Raw genomic sequence first — 23210 nt, 5'->3', positions numbered from 1 at the left:
GAGACCCTTCGTGCGGGGCCTGCCGGGGCGGAGTCCCTAGGCCGCGTCGAGTACCGACGAGGGTTCCTCGCCGTTCTGTGCCTGCTGGGCCCGCTCGGCGAACATCGCCGTGACGTCCTTGGCGAAGTCCTTGGCGGCCGGGTCGGCCACGCCCTTCGCGTCGGTCGCGGCGGTGCTGCCGACCCAGAGGATCACCGTGCCGACGCGGATCTGGGCGGTGAACCCCTCCGCGTGCCGGCCCGCGGCGCCGCCGGTGGCGCCGCGTTCCGCGCCCGGCGTGCCGATGTCGACGCTGCGGGTGCCGCCCTTGCTCCAGGTGTCCTTCCACAGACCGTCGTACGCGAGGTCGGCGTCCCGCTCCTCCTGGTAGGTGACCACCCAGAACCGGGCCTCGGCCTTGTCGTCGGCCCGCCGGAAGGTGACGGAGCCGAGGAAACGGGCCCGCTCGCATCCCGTCTTGCTCTTGTTCGGGCAGATGAGGTTCTTCGTCGCCCGGTCCGTCATCGGCGTGGTCGAGACCGGGCCGGTCATCGTCCAGCCGGGCATGGCCGGTGCGTCGGGCAGGACCGTCCGCATGCGGCTCTGGTCGATCCAGGCCGCCTTTGCGTCCTCGCCGGTGTCGGTGCCGGCACCGGTGCCGGTGCCGGAGTCCGCCGCCCCGCAGCCGGCCAGCAACAGCGTCGCCGCTCCGGCAGCCGCTCCCCGTACGTACCACCGCTTGCGCAGACCGCTCATGCGTCCGCCTCCCCTGGGTAACCGGCCCCCGCCGGGCCCGGATCGATCATAGAGAGGGCACCGCACAGCACCGCCACCCGGCAGCAAGTCCGGGTGGCGGTGGGGTGGTTGTGCGGAAAGACCCTAGAACGCGGCCTCGTCCAGTTCCATCAGGGAGTTGTCGACGGCCTCGGCGAGCGCGCGCTCGGCGCCGACGCCCGGCAGGATGTTCGCGGCGAAGAACTTCGCGGCGGCGATCTTGCCCTGGTAGAAGGCGACGTCCTTGGGGGAGGCGGTCGGCAGCTTCTCGGCGGCCACGGCCGCGCTCCTGAGCAGCAGGTAACCGACGACGACATCGCCGGAAGCCAGCAGCAGGCGGGTCGAGTTGAGGCCGACCTTGTAGATGTTCTTGACGTCCTCGCCGGTCGCGGTGAGGTCGGTGATCATCGTGCCGACGATCGCCTCCAGGTCCACGGCCGCCTTCGCGAGGTGGTCCAGCGCGCCGGACAGCTCCTCGTTGCCCTGGGCGCCCGCGAGGAACTTCTTGATCTCCTCGGAGAGCGTGTTGAGCGAGGCGCCCTGGTCGCGGACGATCTTCCGGAAGAAGAAGTCCTGGCCCTGGATGGCCGTCGTGCCCTCGTACAGCGTGTCGATCTTGGCGTCACGGATGTACTGCTCGATCGGGTACTCCTGGAGGTACCCGGAGCCGCCGAACGTCTGGAGGGACTGAGCCAGCTGCTCGTACGACTTCTCGGAGCCGTAGCCCTTCACGATCGGGAGCAGCAGGTCGTTGAGACCGTGCAGCGCCTTCGCGTCCTCGCCCGCGGCTTCCTTCTCCTGGATCGCGTCCTGGACGGAGGCGGTGTACAGGACGAGGGAGCGCATGCCCTCGGCGTACGCCTTCTGCGTCATCAGCGAGCGGCGCACGTCGGGGTGGTGCGTGATGGTGACCTTGGGGGCCGCCTTGTCCATGAACTGCGACAGGTCGGTGCCCTGGACGCGCTCCTTGGCGTACTCCAGCGCGTTGAGGTAGCCCGTGGAGAGCGTGGCGATGGCCTTCGTGCCGACCATCATGCGGGCGAACTCGATGATGCGGAACATCTGGCGGATGCCGTCGTGCTTGTCACCGATCAGCCAGCCCTTGGCGGGGTGCCGGTCGCCGAACGTCATCTCGCAGGTGTTGGACGCCTTGAGGCCCATCTTGTGCTCGACGTTCGTCGCGTACACGCCGTTGCGCTCGGCCAGCTCGCCGGTGGTCCAGTCGAAGTGGAACTTCGGGACCATGAAGAGCGAGAGGCCCTTGGTGCCGGGTCCGGCGCCCTCGGGGCGGGCCAGCACGTAGTGAATGATGTTCTCGGACATGTCGTGCTCGCCCGAGGTGATGAAGCGCTTCACGCCCTCGATGTGCCAGGAGCCGTCCTCCTGCTCGACGGCCTTCGTCCGGCCCGCGCCGACGTCGGAGCCGGCGTCCGGCTCGGTCAGCACCATCGTCGAGCCCCACTGCTTCTCGACGGCGATCTCGGCGATCTTCTTCTGCGCCTCGTTGCCCTCCTCGAAGAGGATGCCGGCGAAGGCCGGGCCGGAGGAGTACATCCACACGGCCGGGTTGGCGCCGAGCAGCAGCTCCGCGTAACCCCAGATCAGGGAGCGCGGCGAGGTGGTGCCGCCGATCTCCTCGGGCAGGCCCAGGCGCCAGTACTCCGAGTCCATGAAGGCCTGGTAGGACTTCTTGAAGGTGTCCGGGACCGGTGCGGTGTTGGTCTCCGGGTCGAAGACCGGGGGGTTGCGGTCGGCGTCGGCGTAGGAGTCGGCGAGCTCGTTCTCCGCGAGGCGGGCGACCTCGTCGAGGATGCTCTTCGCGGTCTCGACGTCCATCTCCGCGAACGGACCGGTGCCGTACAGCTTGTCGCGCCCGAGGACCTCGAAGAGGTTGAACTCGATGTCGCGGAGATTCGACTTGTAGTGCCCCATGGGAAGGCTCCGTAATCAATAGCAGTGGCGCGCAGCGCCCCGTGGAGGGGTGAGGATCGGGCGACGGGCTGGCGGGATACCGGTCTGCCGCACCGCCGGGGGCCTGGCTGGGCCCAGACGTATCAGCTGACCTCTACGATGATGCTACCCGTCAGTAATAAGACGCAACCCCTCAAGGGTGAGATGTGTCCGATTACTCTTTGCTCCATGTACGGCTACGACCAGAACCAGGGCGCACAGCAGCCGATGGGTGGCGGCTACGGCGAGCAGCCGCTGTATCCCGAACCCTCGCCGCCCTCGCTGGGCGACGCGGTACGGGCCTTCACGACCGGCTCGCTGTCCGCCGAGGACTTCCAGCAGATCTTCGCGACGTCGAAGGTGTACTGCCCGCGCGGCGACAATCCGGGCTTTCTCGCGCTGCACAACACCCAGCAGCCCGTGATCCCGATGTTCACCACGCTCAAGGAGCTGAGGCTGTACGCGGGCAAGGAGTCCAAGTACTTCGTGATCACCGGGGCCGAGGTGATCGACCTGCTGCCCACCGGCTACGGCTTCGTCCTGGACATGGAGGGTGAGCACCGCATGGTCTTCGACGCCAAGGCCGTGGAGCAGATGGTCGACTTCGCGATGCGCCGCATGTACGGCTGATCGACGCTTTCGGAGGGAGGGGCCCGTGCCGCCAGGCGGCACGGGCCCCTTTCTGCTGCTCCGGCGGGTGCGGGAATGGATGCCGCCTTGCAGGATGTTCACCATTCAACTAAATTGGTTTCAGAACAGTCCCCCGGAGGTGGCTCCCATGCCCGCAGTGACCGTCGAAAACCCGCTGACCCTGCCCAAGGTCGCCGCCGCCGGCGACGCCGTGGCCCGTCCCGTGCTCGCCGTGACCACGGCGCCGAGCGGGTTCGAGGGCGAGGGCTTCCCGGTCCGCCGCGCCTTCGCGGGGATCAACTACAAGCACCTCGACCCGTTCATCATGATGGACCAGATGGGTGAGGTGGAGTACGCCGCCGGAGAGCCGAAGGGCACCCCGTGGCACCCCCACCGCGGCTTCGAGACCGTGACGTACCTGATCGACGGCACCTTCGTCCACCAGGACTCCAACGGGGGCGGCGGCACCATCCAGAACGGCGACACCCAGTGGATGACAGCGGGATCCGGGCTCCTGCACATCGAGGCGCCGCCGGAGTCCCTCGTCCTGTCGGGCGGCCTCTTCCACGGCCTCCAGCTCTGGGTGAACCTGCCCAAGGCCGACAAGATGATGGCCCCGCGCTACCAGGACATCCGCGGCGGCCAGGTCCAGCTGCTCGCCTCGCCCGACGGCGGTGCGCTGCTCCGGGTGATCGCGGGCGAGCTCGACGGCCATGAGGGTCCGGGCGTCACCCACACCCCCATCTCGATGATCCACGCCACCGTGCGCCCCGGCGCCGAGGTGACGCTGCCGTGGCGCGAGGACTTCAACGGTCTCGCGTACGTGCTGGCCGGCCGCGGCACCGTCGGTGAGGAGCGCCGGCCCGTCCACATGGGCCAGACCGCGGTCTTCGGTGCGGGCTCCTCGCTGACCGTCCGCGCGGACGAGCAGCAGGACGGCCACACCCCGGACCTGGAGGTCGTGCTGCTCGGCGGGCGTCCCATCCGGGAGCCGATGGCTCACTACGGGCCGTTCGTGATGAACAGCCAGGCCGAACTGAAGCAGGCCTTCGAGGACTTCCAGGCCGGCCGCCTCGGCACGGTTCCCGCAGTCCACGGAATGTGAGCCCCGCAGCCGCCGTATGACGGTTCATCACTCGTACGGCGGCACGGACGGGGACACCGCCCGGGCGGCGTGGTCGGGTGGGAGAGTGCAGACTCCAGAGCCTCTCCTGCCCGATGTCGCCCGGCGTACGGCCGCGTGGTGCGGTGTCGTCCTGCTGGTGGCCGGTGTCGCCGCCGTCGCCATCTGGCTGTGCGTCACTCTCAAGACCGCGGTCACCCCGATCCTCCTCGCGCTGCTCGGCACAGCGCTCCTCGGACCGGTCTACCGGCGGCTGACCGCCCACGGGGTGAACCGTTCGGTGGCCGCCGGGTTCACGTGCGCCCTGCTCGTGGCCGTGGTCGGCGGCGCGGGCTACATCGTCGTCACCGCGCTCGTCGACAGCGGCGACCAGATCGTCCAGTCGCTGAAGGACGCCGGTCAGTGGGTCATCGACCACTTCGGCATCGCGGACGGCACGAATGTGGACGACCTCACGGCCAATGCCCGGAACCTCATCGAGAAGTTCGGCGCGAGCGCCGCGGGCGGAGTCCTCAGCGGCATCAGCCTGCTCGGTTCGCTCGCCGCGACCAGCGTCCTCGCCCTGCTGCTCACGTTCTTCTTCCTGCGCGACTCGGACCGGGCCGTGAACCTCGCGCACGCCGTCGCGCCGCGCGGCACCGGCGACCTGGTCGAGGCGATGGGGCGGCGGGCGTTCGAGGCCGTCGAGGGTTTCATGCGCGGGACGACGTTCATCGCTCTGATCGACGCGGTCTGCATCACGGTCGGCCTGCTGATCCTGGGGGTGCCCGGTGCGGTGGGGCTCGGGGCGCTCGTCCTCGTCGGCGCCTACATCCCGTATCTGGGCGCCTTCCTCTCGGGCACCGTGGCGGTCCTGGTGGCGCTGGCGGACCGGGGCCTGGTGATCGCGCTCTGGGCGCTCGGGGTCGTCCTCGCCGTCCAGGTGCTGGAGGGCCACATCCTCCAGCCGATGATCCAGAGCCGTACGGTCCAGATGCACCCCGCCACGATCATGATCGCGCTGACCGCGGGGGCGAGCGTGGCCGGTGTGCTGGGAATGCTGCTCGCGGTTCCGGTGTGCGCCGCGGTCTTCGGCATCATCGGCGAACTGCGCAAGGGCCGCACCGAGCCCCCGGAGGCACCCGCCCCGGACGCCTCCCCGAGCCCGTCCGGCGCCTGAGGCCCCGGCGCTACCGTTCCGGTTCCGCCTCCACCGACTCGTCCAGCTCGAACCAGATCGACTTCCCCGCGCCCTGCGGATCCACCCCCCAGGCATCGGCGAGCATCTCCATCAGCACCAGGCCCCGGCCGCTGGAAGCCATCTCGCCGGGCCGCCGCTTGTGCGGCAGCTCGTCACTGCCGTCGGACACCTCGACCCGCAGCCGCCGCTCCCCGTGCTCCCCGGTCGCCTGCGCGACCATCAGCGCGTCGCCGTCCGTGTGGACCAGCACGTTCGTGGCCATCTCGGACACCATCAGCACGGCCGAGTCGACCTGCTCCGGGTCCGCCCAGTCGTGCAGCATCTCGCGCAGCAGCAGCCGGGCCGCGGCGATCCGCTCCGGTTCGGCCTGGGCGATGGTCAGCGCGGTCCGCCGGGGCGCCGTCGGGTGCGCGGTGGAGGTCTCGCGCCGCAGCAGCAGGACCGCTATGTCGTCCTCGCGCCGGTCGGCGAGCGGCCCCGTCGTGTAGTGCGAGGCCGGCCCGTGCACGGCTTGCACCAGCTCGTCCGCGAGCTTCTCCAGATCGCCGTTGTGCCGCTCCAGGATCGGCCGGAGCCGGACCCAGCCGGTGGCCAGGTCGTGCCCGCCGGTCTCGATCAGCCCGTCCGTGCACAGCATGATCGTTTCTCCGGCTTCCAGCGTGATCCGGGTCGTGGGATAGTCCGCGTCGGCCTCGATGCCGAGCGGCAGCCCGCCCTCGGTCCGGCGGATGACGGCGGTCCCGTCGCCGGTCATGACCACGGGGTCGGGATGGCCGGCCCGCGCGATGTCGAGGGTGCCTGTGTCCGGGTCCGCCTCCGCGTACAGACAGGTCGCGAAGCGGGCCCCCGTCTGCTCGCCGTCCTCGTGGGCGTCGGTGAGCCCGGACAGGAAGCGCGAGGCGCGCGAGAGCACCGCGTCCGGGCGGTGCCCCTCGGAGGCGTACGCGCGCAGGGCGATCCGCAACTGGCCCATCAGCCCCGCGGCGCGCACGTCATGCCCCTGGACGTCGCCGATGACGAGGGCGATGCGGCCGTTGGGGAGCGGGATCATGTCGTACCAGTCGCCGCCGACCTGGAGGCCGCCCCCGGTCGGGACGTAGCGGGCGGCCACCGTCATCCCCGGGATGTCGGGCCCCAGGGACGGCATCATCGAGCGCTGGAGCCCCAGTGACAGCTCCCGCTCCGTCTCGGCGACCCCGGCCCTGGCGAGCGCCTGGGCGAGCATCCGGGCCACGGTCGTCAGCACCGAGCGCTCGTCCGGCGAGAACGACACCGGATGCCGGAACCCGGCCATCCAGGTGCCCATCGTGCGCCCCGCCGCGATCAGCGGCAGGAAGGCCCAGGAGCGGCGTCCGAACCGGCGGGCCAGCGGCCACGTGGCCGGATAGCGGTTGCGGTAGTCGTCGGCCGTCGGCAGATAGACCGCCCGCCCGGTCCGTACGACCTCGGCGGCCGGGTAGTCGGTCTCCAGCGGCATGTCGTTGAACGGGCCCTCGTCGCCCATGTTGTGCCCGTGGTGCCCGACGATCGTCAGCCGTTCGCCCTCGATCCCGAAGACCGCCAGCCCGTCCGGTGAGAAGCCGGGCATGGAGAGCGAGTAGGCCACCCGCAGCACCTCCGCCGTCGACCGGGCCTCGGCCAGCGCCCGTCCCGCGTCGAGCAGGAACGCCTCGCGGGAACGCCGCCAGTCGCCGGTGATCGGGGTGTGCACCCCCGTCGTGCCGGGCTGCGGTTCGGCGACCTCCTGGAGAGTGCCGACCAGCACATAGCGCGTGTCGTCGCCCTGCTCGGGCGGCAGCGGCTTGGAGCGGCTGCGTACGGTGCGCAGCACCCGGCCGCGCTCGTCCACGATCCGCAGCCGGGCCTCGGCGAGCGTGCCCTCGGCGACCGCGAGGTTCACCACCCCGTAGATCTCGTTCCAGTCGACGGGGTGGAAGCGGGAGCGTACTTCCGACTCACGGAAGACACCGGCCTCGGCGGGCAGCTCGAGCATCCGGGCCGCTTCCGCGTCCAGCGTGACCGTCCCGGCTCCGTTGTCCCAGCGCCAAAGTCCGGTCGCGGTCGCGGCCAGGACATCCTCGGTGCGCATTGCCCCACTTTAGACCGGCCTGTGCCTGCGGGGCAGCGCCGCGGGCCCGTCGGCGATCTTGATACGGACAATGACAATGAAACGGTCCGGTCGCGGGCGGTAGCCTGGGGTGGCTGAATCATCCCCCAACCGCGAAGACTGGATGAACGACGATGCATCGGTACAGGTCCCACACCTGCGGCGAGCTCCGCGCCTCTGACGTCGGCACCGACGTCCGGCTGAGCGGCTGGCTGCACAATCGCCGAGACCTGGGTGGCATCCTCTTCATCGATCTGCGCGACCACTACGGTCTGGTGCAGCTCGTCGCCCGCCCCGGCACCCCCGGCAACGACGCCCTGGCGAAGCTGACCAAGGAGACCGTCGTACGGATCGACGGCAAGGTCTCCGCCCGCGGCGCCGACAACGTCAACCCGGAGCTCTCGACCGGCGAGATCGAGATCGAGGTCACGGAGGTCGAGGTGCTGGGCGAGGCCGCCCCGCTGCCCTTCACGATCAACGCCGAGGACGGGGTCAACGAGGAGCGGCGCCTGGAGTACCGCTTCCTCGACCTGCGCCGCGAGCGCATGCACCGCAACATCATGCTGCGCTCGTCCGTCATCGCCTCCATCCGCTCCAAGATGGTGGCCCTCGGCTTCAACGAGATGGCGACCCCGATCCTCGCCGCGACGTCCCCCGAGGGCGCCCGTGACTTCGTGGTCCCGTCCCGCCTGAACCCGGGCAAGTTCTACGCCCTTCCGCAGGCGCCGCAGCAGTTCAAGCAGCTGCTGATGATCTCCGGCTTCGACCGCTACTTCCAGATCGCGCCCTGCTTCCGCGACGAGGACGCCCGCGCCGACCGTTCGCCCGGCGAGTTCTACCAGCTCGACGTCGAGATGTCGTTCGTCGAGCAGGAGGACGTCTTCCAGCCGATCGAGAAGCTCATGACCGAGCTCTTCGAGGAGTACGGCAACGGACGCCACGTCACCTCGCCGTTCCCGCGCATCCCGTTCCGCGAGTCGATGCTGAAGTACGGCAACGACAAGCCGGACCTGCGGGCCAAGCTGGAGCTCGTCGACATCTCCGACATCTTCGCGGACTCGGAGTTCAAGGCCTTCGCCGGCAAGCACGTCCGTGCGCTCCCGGTGCCGGACACCGCGGGCCAGTCCCGGAAGTTCTTCGACGGCCTCGGTGCGTACGCGGTCGAGCACGGCGCCAAGGGCCTGGCCTGGGTCCGCGTCGGCGAGGACGGCACGCTGGCGGGCCCGATCGCCAAGTTCCTCACCGAGACGGACATCAAGACCCTCACCGAGCGTCTGTCCCTCGTCCCCGGCCACGCCGTCTTCTTCGGCGCGGGCGAGTTCGACGAGGTCTCCAAGATCATGTCCGTCGTCCGCGTCGAGGCCGCCAAGCGCGCCGGCCACTTCGAGGAGGGCGTCTTCCGCTTCTGCTGGATCGTCGACTTCCCGATGTACGAGAAGGACGAGGACACCGGCAAGATCGACTTCTCGCACAACCCGTTCTCCATGCCTCAGGGCGGCATGAAGGACCTGGAGGAGAAGGACCCGCTCGACATCCTGGCGTGGCAGTACGACATCGTCTGCAACGGCATCGAGCTGTCCTCCGGCGCCATCCGTAACCACGAGCCCGAGGTCATGCTGAAGGCCTTCGCGATCGCCGGTTACGAGGCGGAGACCGTCGAGAGGGAGTTCGCGGGCATGCTGCGCGCGTTCCGCCTCGGCGCCCCGCCGCACGGTGGCATCGCCCCGGGCGTCGACCGCATCGTGATGCTGCTGGCCGACGAGCCCAACATCCGCGAGACCATCGCCTTCCCGCTCAACGGCAACGCCCAGGACCTGATGATGGGCGCCCCGAGCGAGCTGGACGAGACCCGGCTGCGCGAGCTGAACATCCAGCTCCGCAAGCCGGTCGCGCCGGCCAAGGAGAAGGCGGAGGCCAAGGACTCCGTGGCGAGGGACACCGGCGCGAAGTAGGCGTCAGCGGTTCCGCTTCGGTTCCACGTGAAACAGTCCCCGGCCGCCCGGCCGGGGACTGTTTCCGTATGCACGGTGTACGCACAGGAACGCACAGCCCGCGCTCATGTTCCTGCCAGCTGGGCTGCCTAGCCTCCCCGTCATGACAGAGAATCAGGGACCCGCGCACAAGAAGGACTTGACCCGGCGCCGCATGGTGATCGCCGGCGGCGCGGTCGTCGCCGCAGCCGGGATAGGGGCCGGGGCCGTCGCGAACGCCTCGGCGGGCGAGGGCGGTGGCGGCAGCGGGAAGAAGGCCGCCGGACAGGGCGAGGCGTGTTACCGGCTCACCTCGGAGACCACCGAGGGCCCGTACTACATCGACGCCGACAAGATCCGCAAGGACATCACCGAGGACAAGGAGGGCATTCCGATGACCCTCCGGCTCAAGGTGATCGACACCGACACCTGCGAGCCCGTCAAGCAGGCGGCCGTCGACATCTGGCACTGCGACGCACTGGGTGTCTACTCCGGCTACGAGAGCATGAGCCAGGGCGGCCCCGGCGGCGGTGGCACCCCGCCGAGCGGCGCCCCCACGGACGCCCCGACCGGCACCCCGACGGACGCCCCCACCGGGACGCCCCCGACCGGCACGCCCCCGTCCGGCGGCCCCGGCGGTGGCGGCGGCGGACACAGCGAACCGACCGACGACGAGCGCTACCTGCGTGGCACCCGGCTCACCGACAAGCACGGCTACGTGGAGTTCAAGACGATCTTCCCGGGCTGGTACCAGGGCCGCGCCGTGCACATTCACACCAAGGTGCACGTCGGCGGGAAGACGACCGACGCCGGGTACGAGGGCGGGCACACCTGCCACACCGGCCAGTTCTTCTTCGCGGAGTCCGCGGTCCTCGACTCGGCGGAGGTCGCGCCGTACTCCACGAGCACCACCACCCGTACGACCCTGACCGAGGACACCATCTACGACCAGAGCGGTGTCACGGGCGGGCTGCTGAAGCTCTCGTACCGCAGGAAGCACATCGAGCGCGGCGTCGTCGGCTCGATCACCATGGGCGTGGACCCCGACGAGACGCACGACGGAACGGGGATGTGATCACCCCGCACTGATCCGCACGCAGCGCAGCAGCCTCCTCAGGCCTCCGTTCCCCCGCGGAGACGAAGGGCCCGGCACCGAAGCACCCGGTTCCGGGCCCTTCGTGCTGCCCGGTGACACATGGCTGCGCACATACAAGTGCATGAATCACCCGAACGGTGAGACCCGGATGGCCCCGGTGCCGGATTGACGGGCCCCGGCTGCGGCAAAGACTGCCTGGGCCGACCTCGGCACCGGCCGGTCCCCCGGCCCGTGTCCGCAGAACCCGCACCCGGCCACCCACCGCAGAGGAGCCCCCCGTGCCCGTGCCCCGTTCGCGCGTTCCGCTGCGCCTCCCGTACGTCGTCTGCGCGGCCCTCCTGCTGCTGCTGGCCGGGTGCGGGTCGGTCTCCCTCGCAGGTATGGGCGGGGGCGGTGCCACCACGAAGACCGCGGGTGCCACCGGCGTACCGGGACCGCCCGGGGCCGCCGCCGTACCGCCCGCACCGTCACTGCCGCCGGCCCCGCCACGTGAGATCCCCGGGCTGGGGCCGCGGATGCGGGCACAGATTCCGGCAGGTGCCCGGCAGGCGTTCGTCGTCACCGGCGAGTCACCGGACTCCAATCGCTCCACGGCCGTGCTCTACACCCGGGACGACCCCGCCGCGGGGTGGCGGGCCGCCCTGGCTCCCTGGCCCGCCCACAACGCCCTGAACGGCTGGACGGCCGAGCACTGGGAGGGCGATCTGCGCTCACCGGTCGGCGTCTTCACCCTGACCGCGGCGGGCGGCCGCCTCGAACCCCCGGCGACAGCCTTCCCGTACGACCTGAGCCCGGACTTCAAGGTGGAGGGCGAGGGCTTCCACGGGGAGCCGCTGGAGGGGTCGTTCGACTACGTCATCGCCATCGACTACAACCGCGTCCCCGGCGTCTCGCCCCTCGACCAGGCCCGCCCCCTGGGTGACGAACGCGGCGGCGGCATCTGGATCCACGTCGACCACGGCGGCCCCACCCAGGGCTGCGTCTCTGTCACCGAGGACCGGATGAAGGAGCTCCTGGGGGTGCTCGACCCGGCGCGGGAGCCCGTCATCGTGATGGGGGACGCGGCGTCGCTGAGCAGCTGAGAGCAGGGGCATCCGGGCCGTGGCCCGTAACCCGGAGGCCGCCGACCGGCTCCCGGAGCCGGGACACGAGGGAGGGGCGGGACCGAAGCACGGTCCCGCCCCTCCCTCGTACGTACGCCGTTACGCCGGCTTCTCCTCCAGGCGCGGGAACAGCACCGCGCCCTTCGTCACCGTGGCGCCCGGCTGCAGCAGACCCCATGTGCCCGCGTCCTGCACGCGCTGGTCGGACAGCGCGCCCAGGGACTCCTCGGCGCCCAGCGACTCCCACAGCTTCTGCGAGGTCTCCGGCATGACGGAGTTCAGCAGGACCGCTACGCCGCGCAGCGCGTCGGAGGCCGTGTACAGGATGGTCGCGAGGCGGGCCTTGCCCTCCGGCGACTCGTCCTTGGCGACCTTCCACGGCTCCTGCTCCGTGATGTAGCCGTTGACCTGCTTCACGAAGTCGAAGATCGCCAGGATGCCGCCCTGGAAGTCCAGCTCCTCGCCGATCTTCAGGTCGGCCGTGGCGACGGCCTTGGCCAGGCCCTCCCGGACCGCCTGCTCGGCCTCGCCCGCGGCCGTGGCCCCGGGGAGCGTGCCGCCGTAGTACTTGCCGACCATGGCCGCGAGGCGCGATGCCAGGTTGCCGTAGTCGTTGGCGAGCTCGGAGGTGTAGCGGGCGGTGAAGTCCTCCCAGGAGAACGAGCCGTCACTCCCGAAGGCGATGGCCCGCAGGAAGTACCAGCGGTAGGCGTCCACACCGAAGTGCGAGGTCAGGTCCTGCGGCTTGATGCCCGTCAGGTTCGACTTCGACATCTTCTCGCCGCCGACCATCAGCCAGCCGTTGGCCGCGACCCGGCCCGGCAGCGGCAGGCCTTGCGCCATCAGCATCGCCGGCCAGATCACCGCGTGGAAGCGCAGGATGTCCTTGCCGACCAGATGCACGTTCGCCGGGAAGGTGCCGTCGAACTTCTCCTGGTTGGCGCCGTAGCCGACCGCGGTGGCGTAGTTCAGCAGGGCGTCGACCCACACGTAGATGACGTGCTTGTCGTCCCACGGGACCGGGACGCCCCAGTCGAAGGTCGAGCGCGAGATCGACAGGTCCTGCAGACCCTGCTTGACGAAGTTCACGACCTCGTTGCGTGCGGACTCCGGCTGGATGAAGCCGGGGTTGGCCGCGTAGAACTCCAGCAGCTTCGGGCCGTACTCGCTGAGCTTGAAGAAGTAGTTCTCCTCCTTGAGGATCTCCACCGGCTTCTTGTGGATCGGGCACAGCTTGACGCCGTCCTCGTCCTCGATGAGATCGCCGGGGAGCTTGTACTCCTCGCAGCCCACGCAGTACGGGCCCTCGTACCCGCCCTTGTAGATCTCGTCCTTGTCGTACAGGTCCTGCACGAACTCCTGCACACGGTCGGTGTGCCGCTTCTCCGTCGTACGGATGAAGTCGTCGTTCGCGATGTTCAGGTGCTCCCAGAGGGGCTTCCAGGCCTCCTCGACGAGCTTGTCGCACCACGCCTGGGGCGTGACGTCGTTCGCCTCGGCCGTGCGCATGATCTTCTGACCGTGCTCGTCCGTGCCGGTGAGGTACCACACCTTCTCGCCGCGCTGGCGGTGCCAGCGGGTGAGCACGTCCCCTGCGACGGTCGTGTAGGCGTGGCCCAGGTGAGGAGCGTCGTTGACGTAGTAAATGGGGGTCGAGACGTAGAACGCCGTCGCCGCCTGCTTCTCGGATCCAGTGGCCGCCATGGTCGAAATCCTAACGGTCCGTGGGAGATCCCCTCACACCGATAAACCCGGGCGCGGGTGCGGAGAGCTTTGCGAAACATCCCTTCCGGTAACAAAGACGCATCCTGGGAGGGAGTGGACACGCGTGCACGAGGCAGGGGACATCACGATGCGGGTACTGGTCGCCGAGGACGAGGAGATCCTGGCCGAGCTCGTCGCCACCGGGCTGCGACGGGCGGGGTTCGCCGTCGACACGGTGTACAGCGGTGACGCCGCCCAGGCCTACCTGGGGCTGCACGACTACGACGTCGTCGTCCTGGACCGTGATCTTCCCCGGGTGCACGGCGACGACGTGGCCCGCGGACTGGTGGCCTCCGGCTCCCGGACCAGGATCCTGATGCTGACGGCCGCCGGCTCCATGGAGGACCGCGTCTCCGGGCTGGACCTGGGCGCCGACGACTACCTGGGCAAGCCGTTCGAGTTCCCCGAACTCGTGTCGCGGGTCCGCGCCCTGCGCCGGCGCAGCGCCCGCCCCGTGCCGCCGCAGCTGGTGCGGTACGGCATCCGCCTCGACACCGTGCGCCGCACCGCGACCCGGGACGGCCGCGAGCTGGACCTCTCGCCGAAGGAGTTCACCGTGCTCCAGCTGCTGCTGGAGGCCGACGGCGGGACCGTGAGCGCGGAGGAGCTCCTGGAGCGGGCCTGGGACGCCAACGCCGACCCCTTCACCGGCGCCGTACGTGTCTGCATGAGCAAGCTGCGCGGAAAGCTCGGGGAGCCGGCCCTGATCCGCACCGTGCAGGGCGTGGGATACGCCCTGTGAGCGCCTGGGCACGGGTGCCGCACGCCACGATCAGGACCCGCATCGCCCTCGTGTACGGGGGCGTCTTCCTGGTCCTCGGGACCGCTCTGCTCGCCACGGTCAACCTCGCCTCCCGGGCCGGTACCGACTCGCAGGCCCGCGCCATCGCCCGTACCGCAGCGGTCGTCCAGCCCGGATACGCCGTCAACGGGCCCCTCGTCACCCGGCGCAGCCTCGGGCCGCCGACCGTCTACGACCTCACCGACGATGTCAGCAACGCGGCAGGGGACCAGCTCCTCATCTGGTCCGCGGCCGCCCTGCTCGTGATGACGGCGTGCGCGGTGGGTGTGGGGTGGTGGACGGCCGGGCGGCTCCTGCGGCCCGTCCACGAGATGACCGCGAAGGCGCGTCGGCTCTCCGCGCACACGCTGCACGAGCGGATCGCCTCCAGCGGGCCCGACGACGAGCTGAAGGAGCTGGGCGACACGCTGGACGCGCTGCTGGCCCGGCTGGAGAAGGCCTTCGACAGCCAGCGCCGGTTCATCGCCAACGCCTCGCACGAGCTGCGCACCCCGCTGGCCACCCAGCGGGTGGCGATCCAGGTGGGCCTGGAGGACCCGACTCCGGACGATCTCGTACGCATCCGGCAGACGCTCCTGGACAACAACCGGCGCAGTGAGCGGCTCATCGAGGGCCTGCTGGTGCTGGCGCGCAGCGAGCGCGGCCTGGAGAAGAGCGAGCGGGAAGCCGTGGACCTGGACCGGGTGGTGGCGGAGGAGGCGGGCCGGTACCCGGGGGTGGCGGCCGACGCCGACCCCTGCGTGGTGCGGGGGAACAGGCTGCTGCTGGCCCAGCTGGTGGCCAATCTGGTGGCCAACGCGGTGACGTACAACGTGCCCGGCGGGAGTGTGGAGGTGTCCCTGGTGCCGGCGGGCGCGGGGGTGCTGCTGGAGGTGCGCAACAGCGGTCCGGTGGTGGACGCGGCGGACATCCCCGGTCTGTTCGAGCCGTTCCGGCGCGGTGAGGGAAAGGACCGGATGGGGCGGGGCTCGGGACTCGGGCTTTCGATCGTATGTTCCATCGCGGTGGCGCACGGCGGTACGGTCACGGCGGTGCCGGGCCCGGAGGGCGGGCTCGCCGTGACCGTACGCCTGCCGGTGGATCAGGCGTTGGCGGCGACCCAGGCGGGCAGCGCGGCCAGCGTCTCGCGGTAGAACGCGGCGTCCGCGACCTCGCGCGGGGCGGGGCCCGCGTGGAAGAAGCCGGCGTTCGGGGCGTCGAGCTTCCGCAGGAAGTCGAAGCCCTTCGCGTCCGCGTCGCCGAACGCGACGAACTGGAAGAACAGCGGCAGCCGTGCCGCGTCGTCGATCGCCTGACGGGCGGCCTGCTTGACGTCCGGCGGGCCGTCCGTCTGGAAGACCACCAGTGCCGGACCGGTGGCCCCCGACTTCTCGTAGTGCGCGACGACCTCCTCGACAGCGCGGTGGTAGTTCGTCCGGCCGAGCCGGCCGAGGCCCGCGTTCAGCTCGTCGATCCGGCCCTCGTGACCGTCCAGCTCCACCGTGCCGGTGCCGTCGATGTCGGTCGAGAAGAAGACGACCTGGACGGTGGCGCTCTCGTCGAGGTGCGCGGCGAGAGCGAGCGTGCGGTCTCCCAGGTGCTGGGCGCTGCCGTCCTTGTAGAACGGCCGCATGGAACCGGAGCGGTCGAGCACCAGGTAGACGGTGGCGCGCAGGCCGGTGAGCCCGTGTGCCTTGAGCCCGGCCTGGGCGGCCTTGTACGGCCCCACGAGCTCGGGCGCGCGGGCCTTGACCTTGGCCAGGGTGAGCGCGGGCTTTCCGGCGGGGGCGGCCGGGGCGGCTGCGGCCGCGGGCTCGGGTGCCGGTGCCGGTGCCGGTTCGGGCTCGACCGCGATGGTGATGGTGGACGGCTCCGGTTCGGGCTCGACCACGGTGGCGGCCGGTGCCGGTGCGGGCTCCGGTTCGGGCTCGACCGCGGTGGCGGCCGGTGCCGGTGCGGGCTCCGGTGCGGCCACGGCGGCGATCGGTTCCGGTTCGGGCTCCGGGTCCATGTCGATGGTGAGGAGCTCGGGGGCGGCATCGGCGGCGACCGGCTCGGGCTCGGGCTCGGCCTCCGGTTCCGCGGCGGCGACCGTCTCGGGCTCGGGCTCAGCCTCCGGCTCGGCGGCGGCGACCGGCTCCGCCTCGGCGGCCGGGGCAGGGGCAGGGGTCTCGGCCGGCGCCTCCACGGGCTCCGGAGCCACGACCGTGGCCTCGGCCTCGGCCTCGGCCTTGGCCTCCGCTTCCGCTTCGGCCTTCGCTTCCGCCGCCGTGTCCGACGCGGGCGATGACACGGGCTCGGCGGACTTCGTCCGGGACCCGGAACCCTGTGACGGAACCGTGGGCGTGGTCCTGGGGGCGGGCGTGGCGGCCTTGTCGAAGGCTTCGGCCACGAGGTCCGCCGCCAGCCCGCCGTCGTCCTTCGTCGACCGGGACACGGTGGTCAGGGCCGGCTCCGAGGAGGCCGGGGCCGGTACCGATGCCTTGACGGCCGGGGCGGGTTCGGTCGCCGGCTCGTCCACCGTCACCGACTCCGACGCCGTGGCCCGGGTGCGTTCGCCCTGGGGCGGGACCGTGGCCGTCGTCGGCTCGTCCTGCTCCGTGCGGTCACGGCCGAACACCTTGCGCAGCAAGCTCCGAATGCCCATGGGCGAGGCCTTTCGCGTGAGTTGGGTGCGATGAATGTCCGTACTGCGGGAATTGATCCCTGGCCAGGGCGGATACGTAAGGTTAGCGGCCGGATCCGGCCCTTCGGCGGCGCGGCCCGCCCGTGGGACAACTGAGACCGACCGGAGCCGCAACCGATTCCGGACCGAGTCCCGTTGTCTGTTATCGGCAGATGCGACAAGCGGGCCGCCTCCGGACCGGTGTTGCAGGTGGAAGGGGCACAACTGCCCCGCGGAAGAGGCGGTCGGCCGCTTCCGCCGGTCCCGCGCGCTTCCACCGCACTAGAGTCGGACCCATGGTTTCCGGTGAGGCGCCGCAGGCGGCAGGCAGCGTTCGGGTCGATGTCTGGATCTGGTCGGTCCGGCTCACGAAGACCCGTGCGCAGGCGGCCGCCGCCTGCCGTGCGGGTCATGTGAAGGTCGCGGGCGAGCGCGCCAAGCCCGCCCAGGCGTTGCGCGTCGGCGACGAGGTGCGGCTGCGGCACGAGGGCCGGGACCGGGTCGTCGTCGTGTCGAAGATCGTGAAGAAGCGGGTCGGGGCACCGGTGGCCGTGGAGTGCTTCGTCGACAACAGCCCGCCCCCGCCGCCGCGCGAGACCGCGATCCAGGTTCCGGTAAGGGACCGGGGCGCGGGCCGGCCGACGAAGCGGGACCGGCGGGAGATGGACCGGCTGCGGGGTGCGGGTCCCGAGCCCTCGGAGTGACCGGGCGCGGCGCGCGGGAGCGGGGCCGGGCGCGTTGCTACGGCAGGGGTGAGGCGATGGCCCTGGCCGCCGCCACCTCCTGGCGAAGCGGGGCGAGCACGCCCTCGTCGTCGCCCGGGAGTTCGGCGCGCACCTCCACCAGGACCTCGCTGGCCCGCAGCCCATCCGCCAGTTCGACGAGCTGGCGGCGCACCACGGCGACCTCGGCCGGTTCCGGTTCCGGGGCCCCGTGGTTGACGCGGACCCGGGCCGCCGTCGTGGCGTCCACGATGCGCTCCACGGCCACGACCAGCGGCCACCACGCGGCGGCGCGGGTGCCGGTGGGGGGCGGTTCGGTCAGGGCGCGCTGGAACTCGGAGCGTACGGACGACAGATCCCGGTAGATGCGGCGGCGGACGCGGACCCGTTCGGCCCGGTCGCCGTCGCCGCCCGGCTCGAACGCGTACGCCACATAGTCCGCGATGTCCGTGACCGCGTCGGCCAGACGGTGCCCGATCCGGGTGTGCCAGCTCTCCGGCCACAGCAGATAGCCGGCCACCAGCACGATGGCGCAGCCGATCAGGCTGTCCAGGAAGCGCGGCCAGACCAGGTGTACGCCCTGGTGGTTCAGCAGATCGGACAGCAGCAGGATGACCGGGGTGACGGCCGCGGTCTGGAAGGCGTAGCCCTTCGCCGTGAGTGCCGGGATCAGGGCGGCGAGCAGCACCATGACCGGCACGTCCCACCAGCCGACCGGCACCTCCGCCAGCACCGGGGCCGCGACGACGAGTCCCGCGGCCGTACCCACGGAACGCAGCACGGCGCGGGAGAACACCGATCCGAAGTCGGGCTTGAGGACGAAAGTGACGGTCAGCGCCACCCAGTAGGAGCGCGGTACGTCGACCAGCGAGGTCAGCGACTGGGCCAGTCCGATACAGAGCGCGAGGCGCAGCCCGTACCGCCACGAGGGCCCGGACAGCAGGACGTTGCGGGTGGCGCGCCGGACGCGCACGCCGAGCGCGGCCGGCCTGCCCAGCCGGTCGTCGACGTTGTACGGATCGGGCTCGGCCTTGTGGACGACCGCGAAGGCATGGCGCAGCGCGGCGTCGACCGCCCGGGTGGCGGGCGAGTCCGGGGTGGGCAGGGCGGGTTCGGCGCCGCCGGTTCGGCCCTCCGCCACGTCTGCGGCCAGGTCCCGTACCGCCGCCGGGATCGCGTCGGGCAGCCGGAGCCGCCGTACGTGTACCGCGGGGGCCGCCTCGACCAGAGGGATGACGACGTTCAGCTGGGACAGCAGCCGCACCATCGCGCCGCTGCGGCCGTGGTAGCGGGCGCGGCGGGCGAGGATCAGGTCGTAGGAGGTGTTGAGGGAGTCCGTGACGGCCTGTCGCCTCTCCTCGTACGCGTCGCTGCCCGCGGTGGCGAGCAGGTCGGCGACCGCGAGATAGGTGCCCGTGACCGCGACCCGCTCCGGCAGTTTCCGCCGCAACGGCCAGGCCAGCAGCGTCAGGGCGAGGACGAAGAGCCCGCCCAGCGTCAGCAGCAGCGGCGCCACCCACCACGGATCCGGCATCGGCAGCCCGGCACCCACCACGGAGTTGAGCAGGAGCAGCAGCCCCGAAACGGAGGCGACGGCGCCGATCGTCGACATCATCCCGGAGGCGAGGCCGATGAGGGTCAGCACGGCGACGGCCGACCAGCCGGTCCCGTACACGAGCGTGCCGATCATGATGCCGAGGGCGCCGAACAGTTGCGGCACGGCGATGTTGAGGATGCGCATCCGGTAGGCGTCGGCGGTGTCGCCGATGACGCCGGAGAGCGCGCCCATGGAGGCCAGCGCCCCGTACACCGGACGGTCCGCGGCGAATCCGACGGCGAGCGGTGCGGCGAGCGCCACGGAGGCGCGGGCGACGGCGGCCCACGGGATGGGGGTGGGCTGGGGGCGCAGGCCGTAGCGGAGCCAGACGGGTGGCATGGCCCGCCGCTGGGCCGGGGTGGGCCGGACGGTCGAGCCGGTGGCCGCCACGGCTTCGGTGCCGTCGCCTCCGCCCGCACTGCCGCCCTTCGCGCCCGCGTCGGCTCCGGTGCCTGTCAACGCGCCCCCCTCACCGTTCGGCGGTCAGCTTCGATGTCCCTCGACCTCGTCGGCCGGGCGGACCCGTGTCTGTGAGGGTTCCTCACCGGACTCGCTCAACGCCCGGTGCTCGCCGCATTGCCGCGGCAGGTCCCGGCACTGGTCCTGACCTCCACGGTACGCAGTCGCGCCTTCTCGCCGGCGGCGAGGCCGGGTTCCCGGTCGTCACGGTCGCGCGGGACGCGTTCCACGGCGCAGAGCCCGTCGATGCCGTCGATCGTCGAATGCCGTCGATGATGTCCCGGTCCCGGTCCCGGCGCTTCTGCTCCTGCTCCTGGTCCTGCCCTCGCTCCCGATCCCGCTCCGGTCGTCCGTGGTGGCTTGCTCTCACCGGTGTCCGTGGTCCCGCAGCACGATGACGGTCTTGCCGCGCGCCCCGCCGGTCCGGTTGCGGTCCAGGGCCTGAGGGGCCTTCTCCAGGGGGAGTTCGATGTCGATGGGGACGCGCAGGACGCCTTCCGCGGCGCCCGCGGCCAGTACGTCCAGCAGGACCGGGCTCGGGGCGAGGCGGAAGTCGACGCCCCGCACCCCGTCGGGGAGCGGGGCCTTGGCCGCGACGCCGCGGGTGGAGAGCGCGATGGCGCCCGGCCGGAGCACCGCGGCGTGTGCGGCGAACGCCTCGGGGGTCGCGGAGGCCAGGTCGGCCAGCGCGTCGACGCCGTCCGGGCAGGCGGCCCGTATCGCGGCAGCCGGATCGCTCTGCGTGGTGTCGATCGTGGCGGCGGCGCCCAACGACCCCATCCTGGACCGCTCGTCACCGCGCACCGCCGCGATCACGCGCACGTCCCGGGCCTTGGCCAGCTGGGTCAGGCAGCTGCCGACGCCGCCCGCCGCCCCGATGACCAGCAGGCTCTCGTGGCCGCGCAGCGCCACCGCCTCCAGGATCTGGGCGGCGGCCATCCCTGCGGACGGCAGGGCGGCCGCGATCCGCGGGTCGAGGCCGCGGGGGACGAGGGCGATGGCGGAGTCCTGCGGCACGCAGACGTAGTCGCAGTACGTACCCGCGCCGGCCGCCGGACCGCCGGACCGGCCGAAGACGTGGTCGCCGACCCGGAAGCGGTTGTCGCCGCTGCCGATCATGTCCACCCGGCCCGCGTAGTCCACGCCCACGACCAGGGGATGGACCTGCGGGGCGAGGCCGTCCAGGGTGCTGTCCGTGAGCTGCCAGTCGTGCGGGTTGACCGAGGCGTACTCCACCCTGACCCGGACCTCGCCCGGTCCCGGATCCGGCTTGGGGACCACGACCAGGGTGGGATCGGACCGGAATGTGCTGACGGCGATGGCTCGCATGCGGAAGACCTCCCAGTAGCCCCGGCAGTCACCCCCTCCACTCTTCCCCGGCCCGCCGGGGACCGCACCTCGGCGCGGACGGGCCGGGATCTCAGCCGTCTTCGTGCAGTTCGAGGGCGACGAGCAGCGCTCGGTGATCGGTGGCGGCGAGGCGCAGGAAGCGGGCCGAGCGGACCGAGAACTCCTCGCTGACCAGCACATGGTCGATCTGGGTGCGCAAGGGTGTGGTGCGGTCGGCGGGCCAGGAGTACGCACGGGAGGAGCCGGCGAGGCGGGCGCTGTCGTGGAGGCCGCCCGCGTCCAGGACGGCCCGGAAGGCGGCATGGTCCTGGGAGGCGTTGAAGTCGCCGGCCACGACGGCGGGCTCCGTCCGGACGGCTGCGGCGAGGTCGCGGATCCGGCCGAGTTCGCGGCGCCAGACGTTCACCCCGCCGGGGACCGGCGGCATGGGGTGCGCGAGCTGGAGCCGCACGTCCCGGCCCGCCACGACGGCGACCGAGCCCGGCATCGCCATCGCGCCCTCGATCCGGCCCGCCGGCCGCAGCGGGTACCTGCTGAGGATCGCCGAGCCGAGCGAACCGTCGAGCCGGACGACATCGCGGTACGGGTACGAGGCGGCCGGGACGCGGGCGGCGAGCGCGTCCGCGCACGCGAAGTCGCACTCCTGGACGAAGACGACGTCGGGTTCCTCGCGGCGGACCGTCGCGATCAGCGCGTCCGTCGCGTCACCGAACTCCACGTTCGAGGTGAGGACGTCGAGCCGGGCCACCACCGGACCGTGGGAGCCCGTGGTGCCGGGGCCGTACGGGCGCACGAACCACACGGTCAGCGCGAGAGTCACCGCCGCCCACACCAGGCCGGCGCGCCACCGGGCCAGTGCCGCGAGCCCGAGACCGGCGGCGCCGGGCACCAGGAGCCAGGGCAGGAAGGCCAGGACCTGCGGGACGGGGGTCGGGCCGTCGGCGCCGGCGGCCCGGAAGCCGATCACGAGGCTCACCCCGGCCAGGAGGAGCACGGCCACGCAGAGCAGGGCGTTTCTCGGTGCGGGGCGGCGGAGCGGTTCCGTCATGCCCCGGACGGTACCGGCAGCACCCGCTGGGCCCAGATCCGCGCCGCCACCGCGCACACGGCCACCGCGAGGCCCGTACCGAAGACGATCCACACCGTGGTGCGCAGCGACCCCGTCAGCGCGTCGTACACCGCCGCCGCACCGTCGGTGTCGCTGCCGGGCACCTCGGCCAGCACCCGGTTGCGCGCCAGCGCGAGCGCCCCGCGCAGCACCAGCGCGCCGAGGGCGAAGCCGGCCCCGGCGACGGCGGTGGCGGCGAGCGCGGCCAGGGCCGAGCCCCGGCGGCCGGGTCCGCCGCGCACCCAGGCCAGGACGATGGCGAGGAGCGCGAACACGAGCGTGCCGACGGCCGGCCACACACTGGCGGCCCTCAGCAGGCGGAAGGTCTGGCGCATCTGGTCCGCGCGGTCGGCGGAGATGATCTGGATGTCGGTGTGCTGGACGGGGATCTGGTCGGCGAACGGCACCCCGTTGTCCACCAGGTTCTGCTTCACCTTCTCCGTCACGGGCGCCAGGTCGATTGTGACGCTCTCGCCGCTGTCCCCGTCCAGCGCCGCCGTGACGGCCTCGTGGGCCGTGCGGTTGGCGGCGTTCCACGCGGCCTGGAAGGCGTCGGTGGTGGTGAAGGACTGCACGGCCTGGTGCAGGAAGTCGCGGACGGTGTCCCGGAGCGGGCCGACGTCGATCTGCTTCATCGCCTCGTCGGTGATCAGGTCGGCCACGGTGTTCTGCACATCAGGGTCGGAGGCGAGCGGCGCCACCGCGGCCACGTATCGGTCCGTGTCGTCGATCTCCAGATCGACCCAGGCGGAGAGAGCGCTCAGTGGCACCAGGACGGCGAGCAGCACCAGGAACACCACCGAGAGAGCCGCCGAGAAGTAGGTCCGCACAACCACCAGGGAACCGCGGATG

18 protein-coding genes are annotated in these 23210 nt (G+C 71.5%); 9 read left to right on the top strand and 9 right to left on the bottom strand.

The window, feature by feature from the left end; translation table 11 throughout:
• Positions 1-36 precede the first annotated feature (36 nt).
• Complete coding sequence (locus ABT025_RS06255; protein WP_350990428.1) at positions 37-735, bottom strand: hypothetical protein; 699 nt, start codon at positions 733-735, stop codon at positions 37-39.
• A 123-nt stretch (positions 736-858) separates the two neighbouring features.
• Complete coding sequence (locus tag ABT025_RS06250) at positions 859-2685, bottom strand: acyl-CoA dehydrogenase (RefSeq protein ID WP_350990426.1); 1827 nt, start codon at positions 2683-2685, stop codon at positions 859-861.
• A 207-nt stretch (positions 2686-2892) separates the two neighbouring features.
• Between ABT025_RS06250 and ABT025_RS06245 the strand changes: the two genes are divergently transcribed.
• The 3 genes from ABT025_RS06245 to ABT025_RS06235 all read left to right on the top strand — a co-directional run bounded on the left by ABT025_RS06245 (position 2893) and on the right by ABT025_RS06235 (position 5615).
• The gene (locus tag ABT025_RS06245) at positions 2893-3333 is read left to right on the top strand and encodes an SseB family protein (protein ID WP_136207169.1); all 441 of its coding nucleotides are present in this window, start codon (positions 2893-2895) and stop codon (positions 3331-3333) included.
• 148 nt (positions 3334-3481) lie between these two features.
• Positions 3482-4438 carry a pirin family protein gene (locus ABT025_RS06240; protein ID WP_350990424.1) on the top strand — a complete coding sequence of 319 codons (957 nt, stop codon included), beginning with the start codon at positions 3482-3484 and terminating at the stop codon, positions 4436-4438.
• Positions 4439-4523: 85 nt separating this feature from the next.
• A complete protein-coding gene (locus ABT025_RS06235) occupies positions 4524-5615 on the top strand; it encodes an AI-2E family transporter (protein WP_350990422.1) in 1092 nt (363 codons plus the stop codon).
• A gap of 10 nt (positions 5616-5625) precedes the next feature.
• Here ABT025_RS06235 and ABT025_RS06230 read toward each other — a convergent pair whose 3' ends face one another.
• The gene (locus ABT025_RS06230) at positions 5626-7725 is read right to left on the bottom strand and encodes an ATP-binding SpoIIE family protein phosphatase (protein WP_350990421.1); all 2100 of its coding nucleotides are present in this window, start codon (positions 7723-7725) and stop codon (positions 5626-5628) included.
• A gap of 152 nt (positions 7726-7877) precedes the next feature.
• On the opposite strand from ABT025_RS06230, the gene aspS reads away from it, so the two are divergent.
• The 3 genes from aspS to ABT025_RS06215 all read left to right on the top strand — a co-directional run bounded on the left by aspS (position 7878) and on the right by ABT025_RS06215 (position 11891).
• Entirely contained in the window at positions 7878-9695 is a 1818-nt protein-coding gene (gene aspS / locus ABT025_RS06225) for an aspartate--tRNA ligase (RefSeq protein WP_350990420.1), read from the top strand.
• A gap of 142 nt (positions 9696-9837) precedes the next feature.
• Positions 9838-10788 carry an intradiol ring-cleavage dioxygenase gene (locus tag ABT025_RS06220; protein ID WP_350990418.1) on the top strand — a complete coding sequence of 317 codons (951 nt, stop codon included), beginning with the start codon at positions 9838-9840 and terminating at the stop codon, positions 10786-10788.
• A 299-nt stretch (positions 10789-11087) separates the two neighbouring features.
• A complete protein-coding gene (locus ABT025_RS06215; RefSeq protein WP_350990416.1) occupies positions 11088-11891 on the top strand; it encodes a L,D-transpeptidase family protein in 804 nt (267 codons plus the stop codon).
• A gap of 120 nt (positions 11892-12011) precedes the next feature.
• Here the strand turns inward: ABT025_RS06215 and metG are convergent, their stop codons facing one another.
• On the bottom strand, positions 12012-13616 hold the full coding sequence (gene metG / locus ABT025_RS06210; RefSeq protein ID WP_350990414.1) for a methionine--tRNA ligase: 1605 nt from the start codon (positions 13614-13616) through the stop codon (positions 12012-12014).
• A gap of 148 nt (positions 13617-13764) precedes the next feature.
• Between metG and ABT025_RS06205 the strand changes: the two genes are divergently transcribed.
• Complete coding sequence (locus ABT025_RS06205) at positions 13765-14418, top strand: response regulator transcription factor (protein WP_350990552.1); 654 nt, start codon at positions 13765-13767, stop codon at positions 14416-14418.
• Positions 14415-15611, top strand: coding sequence for a sensor histidine kinase (locus ABT025_RS06200; protein ID WP_350990412.1), 1197 nt, complete (start codon positions 14415-14417; stop codon positions 15609-15611). Before ABT025_RS06205 ends, ABT025_RS06200 begins: the two co-directional genes overlap by 4 nt.
• Here the strand turns inward: ABT025_RS06200 and ABT025_RS06195 are convergent.
• On the bottom strand, positions 15560-17104 hold the full coding sequence (locus ABT025_RS06195) for a VWA domain-containing protein (RefSeq protein WP_350990411.1): 1545 nt from the start codon (positions 17102-17104) through the stop codon (positions 15560-15562). The two genes, ABT025_RS06200 and ABT025_RS06195, sit on opposite strands and share 52 nt — an antisense overlap.
• 314 nt (positions 17105-17418) lie before the next feature.
• On the opposite strand from ABT025_RS06195, the gene ABT025_RS06190 reads away from it, so the two are divergent.
• A complete protein-coding gene (locus ABT025_RS06190; RefSeq protein ID WP_350990409.1) occupies positions 17419-17826 on the top strand; it encodes an RNA-binding S4 domain-containing protein in 408 nt (135 codons plus the stop codon).
• Positions 17827-17863: 37 nt separating this feature from the next.
• Here ABT025_RS06190 and ABT025_RS06185 read toward each other — a convergent pair whose 3' ends face one another.
• From ABT025_RS06185 to ABT025_RS06170, 4 genes are all read right to left on the bottom strand, one after another.
• Complete coding sequence (locus ABT025_RS06185) at positions 17864-19780, bottom strand: FUSC family protein (RefSeq protein WP_350990550.1); 1917 nt, start codon at positions 19778-19780, stop codon at positions 17864-17866.
• Positions 19781-20266: 486 nt separating this feature from the next.
• Positions 20267-21229: an NADP-dependent oxidoreductase gene (locus ABT025_RS06180; RefSeq protein WP_350990407.1), complete on the bottom strand. Its 963-nt coding sequence runs from the start codon at positions 21227-21229 to the stop codon at positions 20267-20269.
• 91 nt (positions 21230-21320) lie between these two features.
• Positions 21321-22298 carry an endonuclease/exonuclease/phosphatase family protein gene (locus ABT025_RS06175; RefSeq protein ID WP_350990405.1) on the bottom strand — a complete coding sequence of 326 codons (978 nt, stop codon included), beginning with the start codon at positions 22296-22298 and terminating at the stop codon, positions 21321-21323.
• Entirely contained in the window at positions 22295-23188 is an 894-nt protein-coding gene (locus tag ABT025_RS06170) for a hypothetical protein (RefSeq protein WP_350990403.1), read from the bottom strand. Before ABT025_RS06170 ends, ABT025_RS06175 begins: the two co-directional genes overlap by 4 nt.
• Positions 23189-23210 lie beyond the last annotated feature (22 nt).

The organism is Streptomyces sp. NPDC002809 (genome assembly GCF_040295435.1).
Classification (GTDB): Bacteria; Actinomycetota; Actinomycetes; order Streptomycetales; family Streptomycetaceae; genus Streptomyces.
Note: the sequence above shows the minus strand (reverse complement) of the source record. Positions and strands in the feature narration are given on the sequence as shown.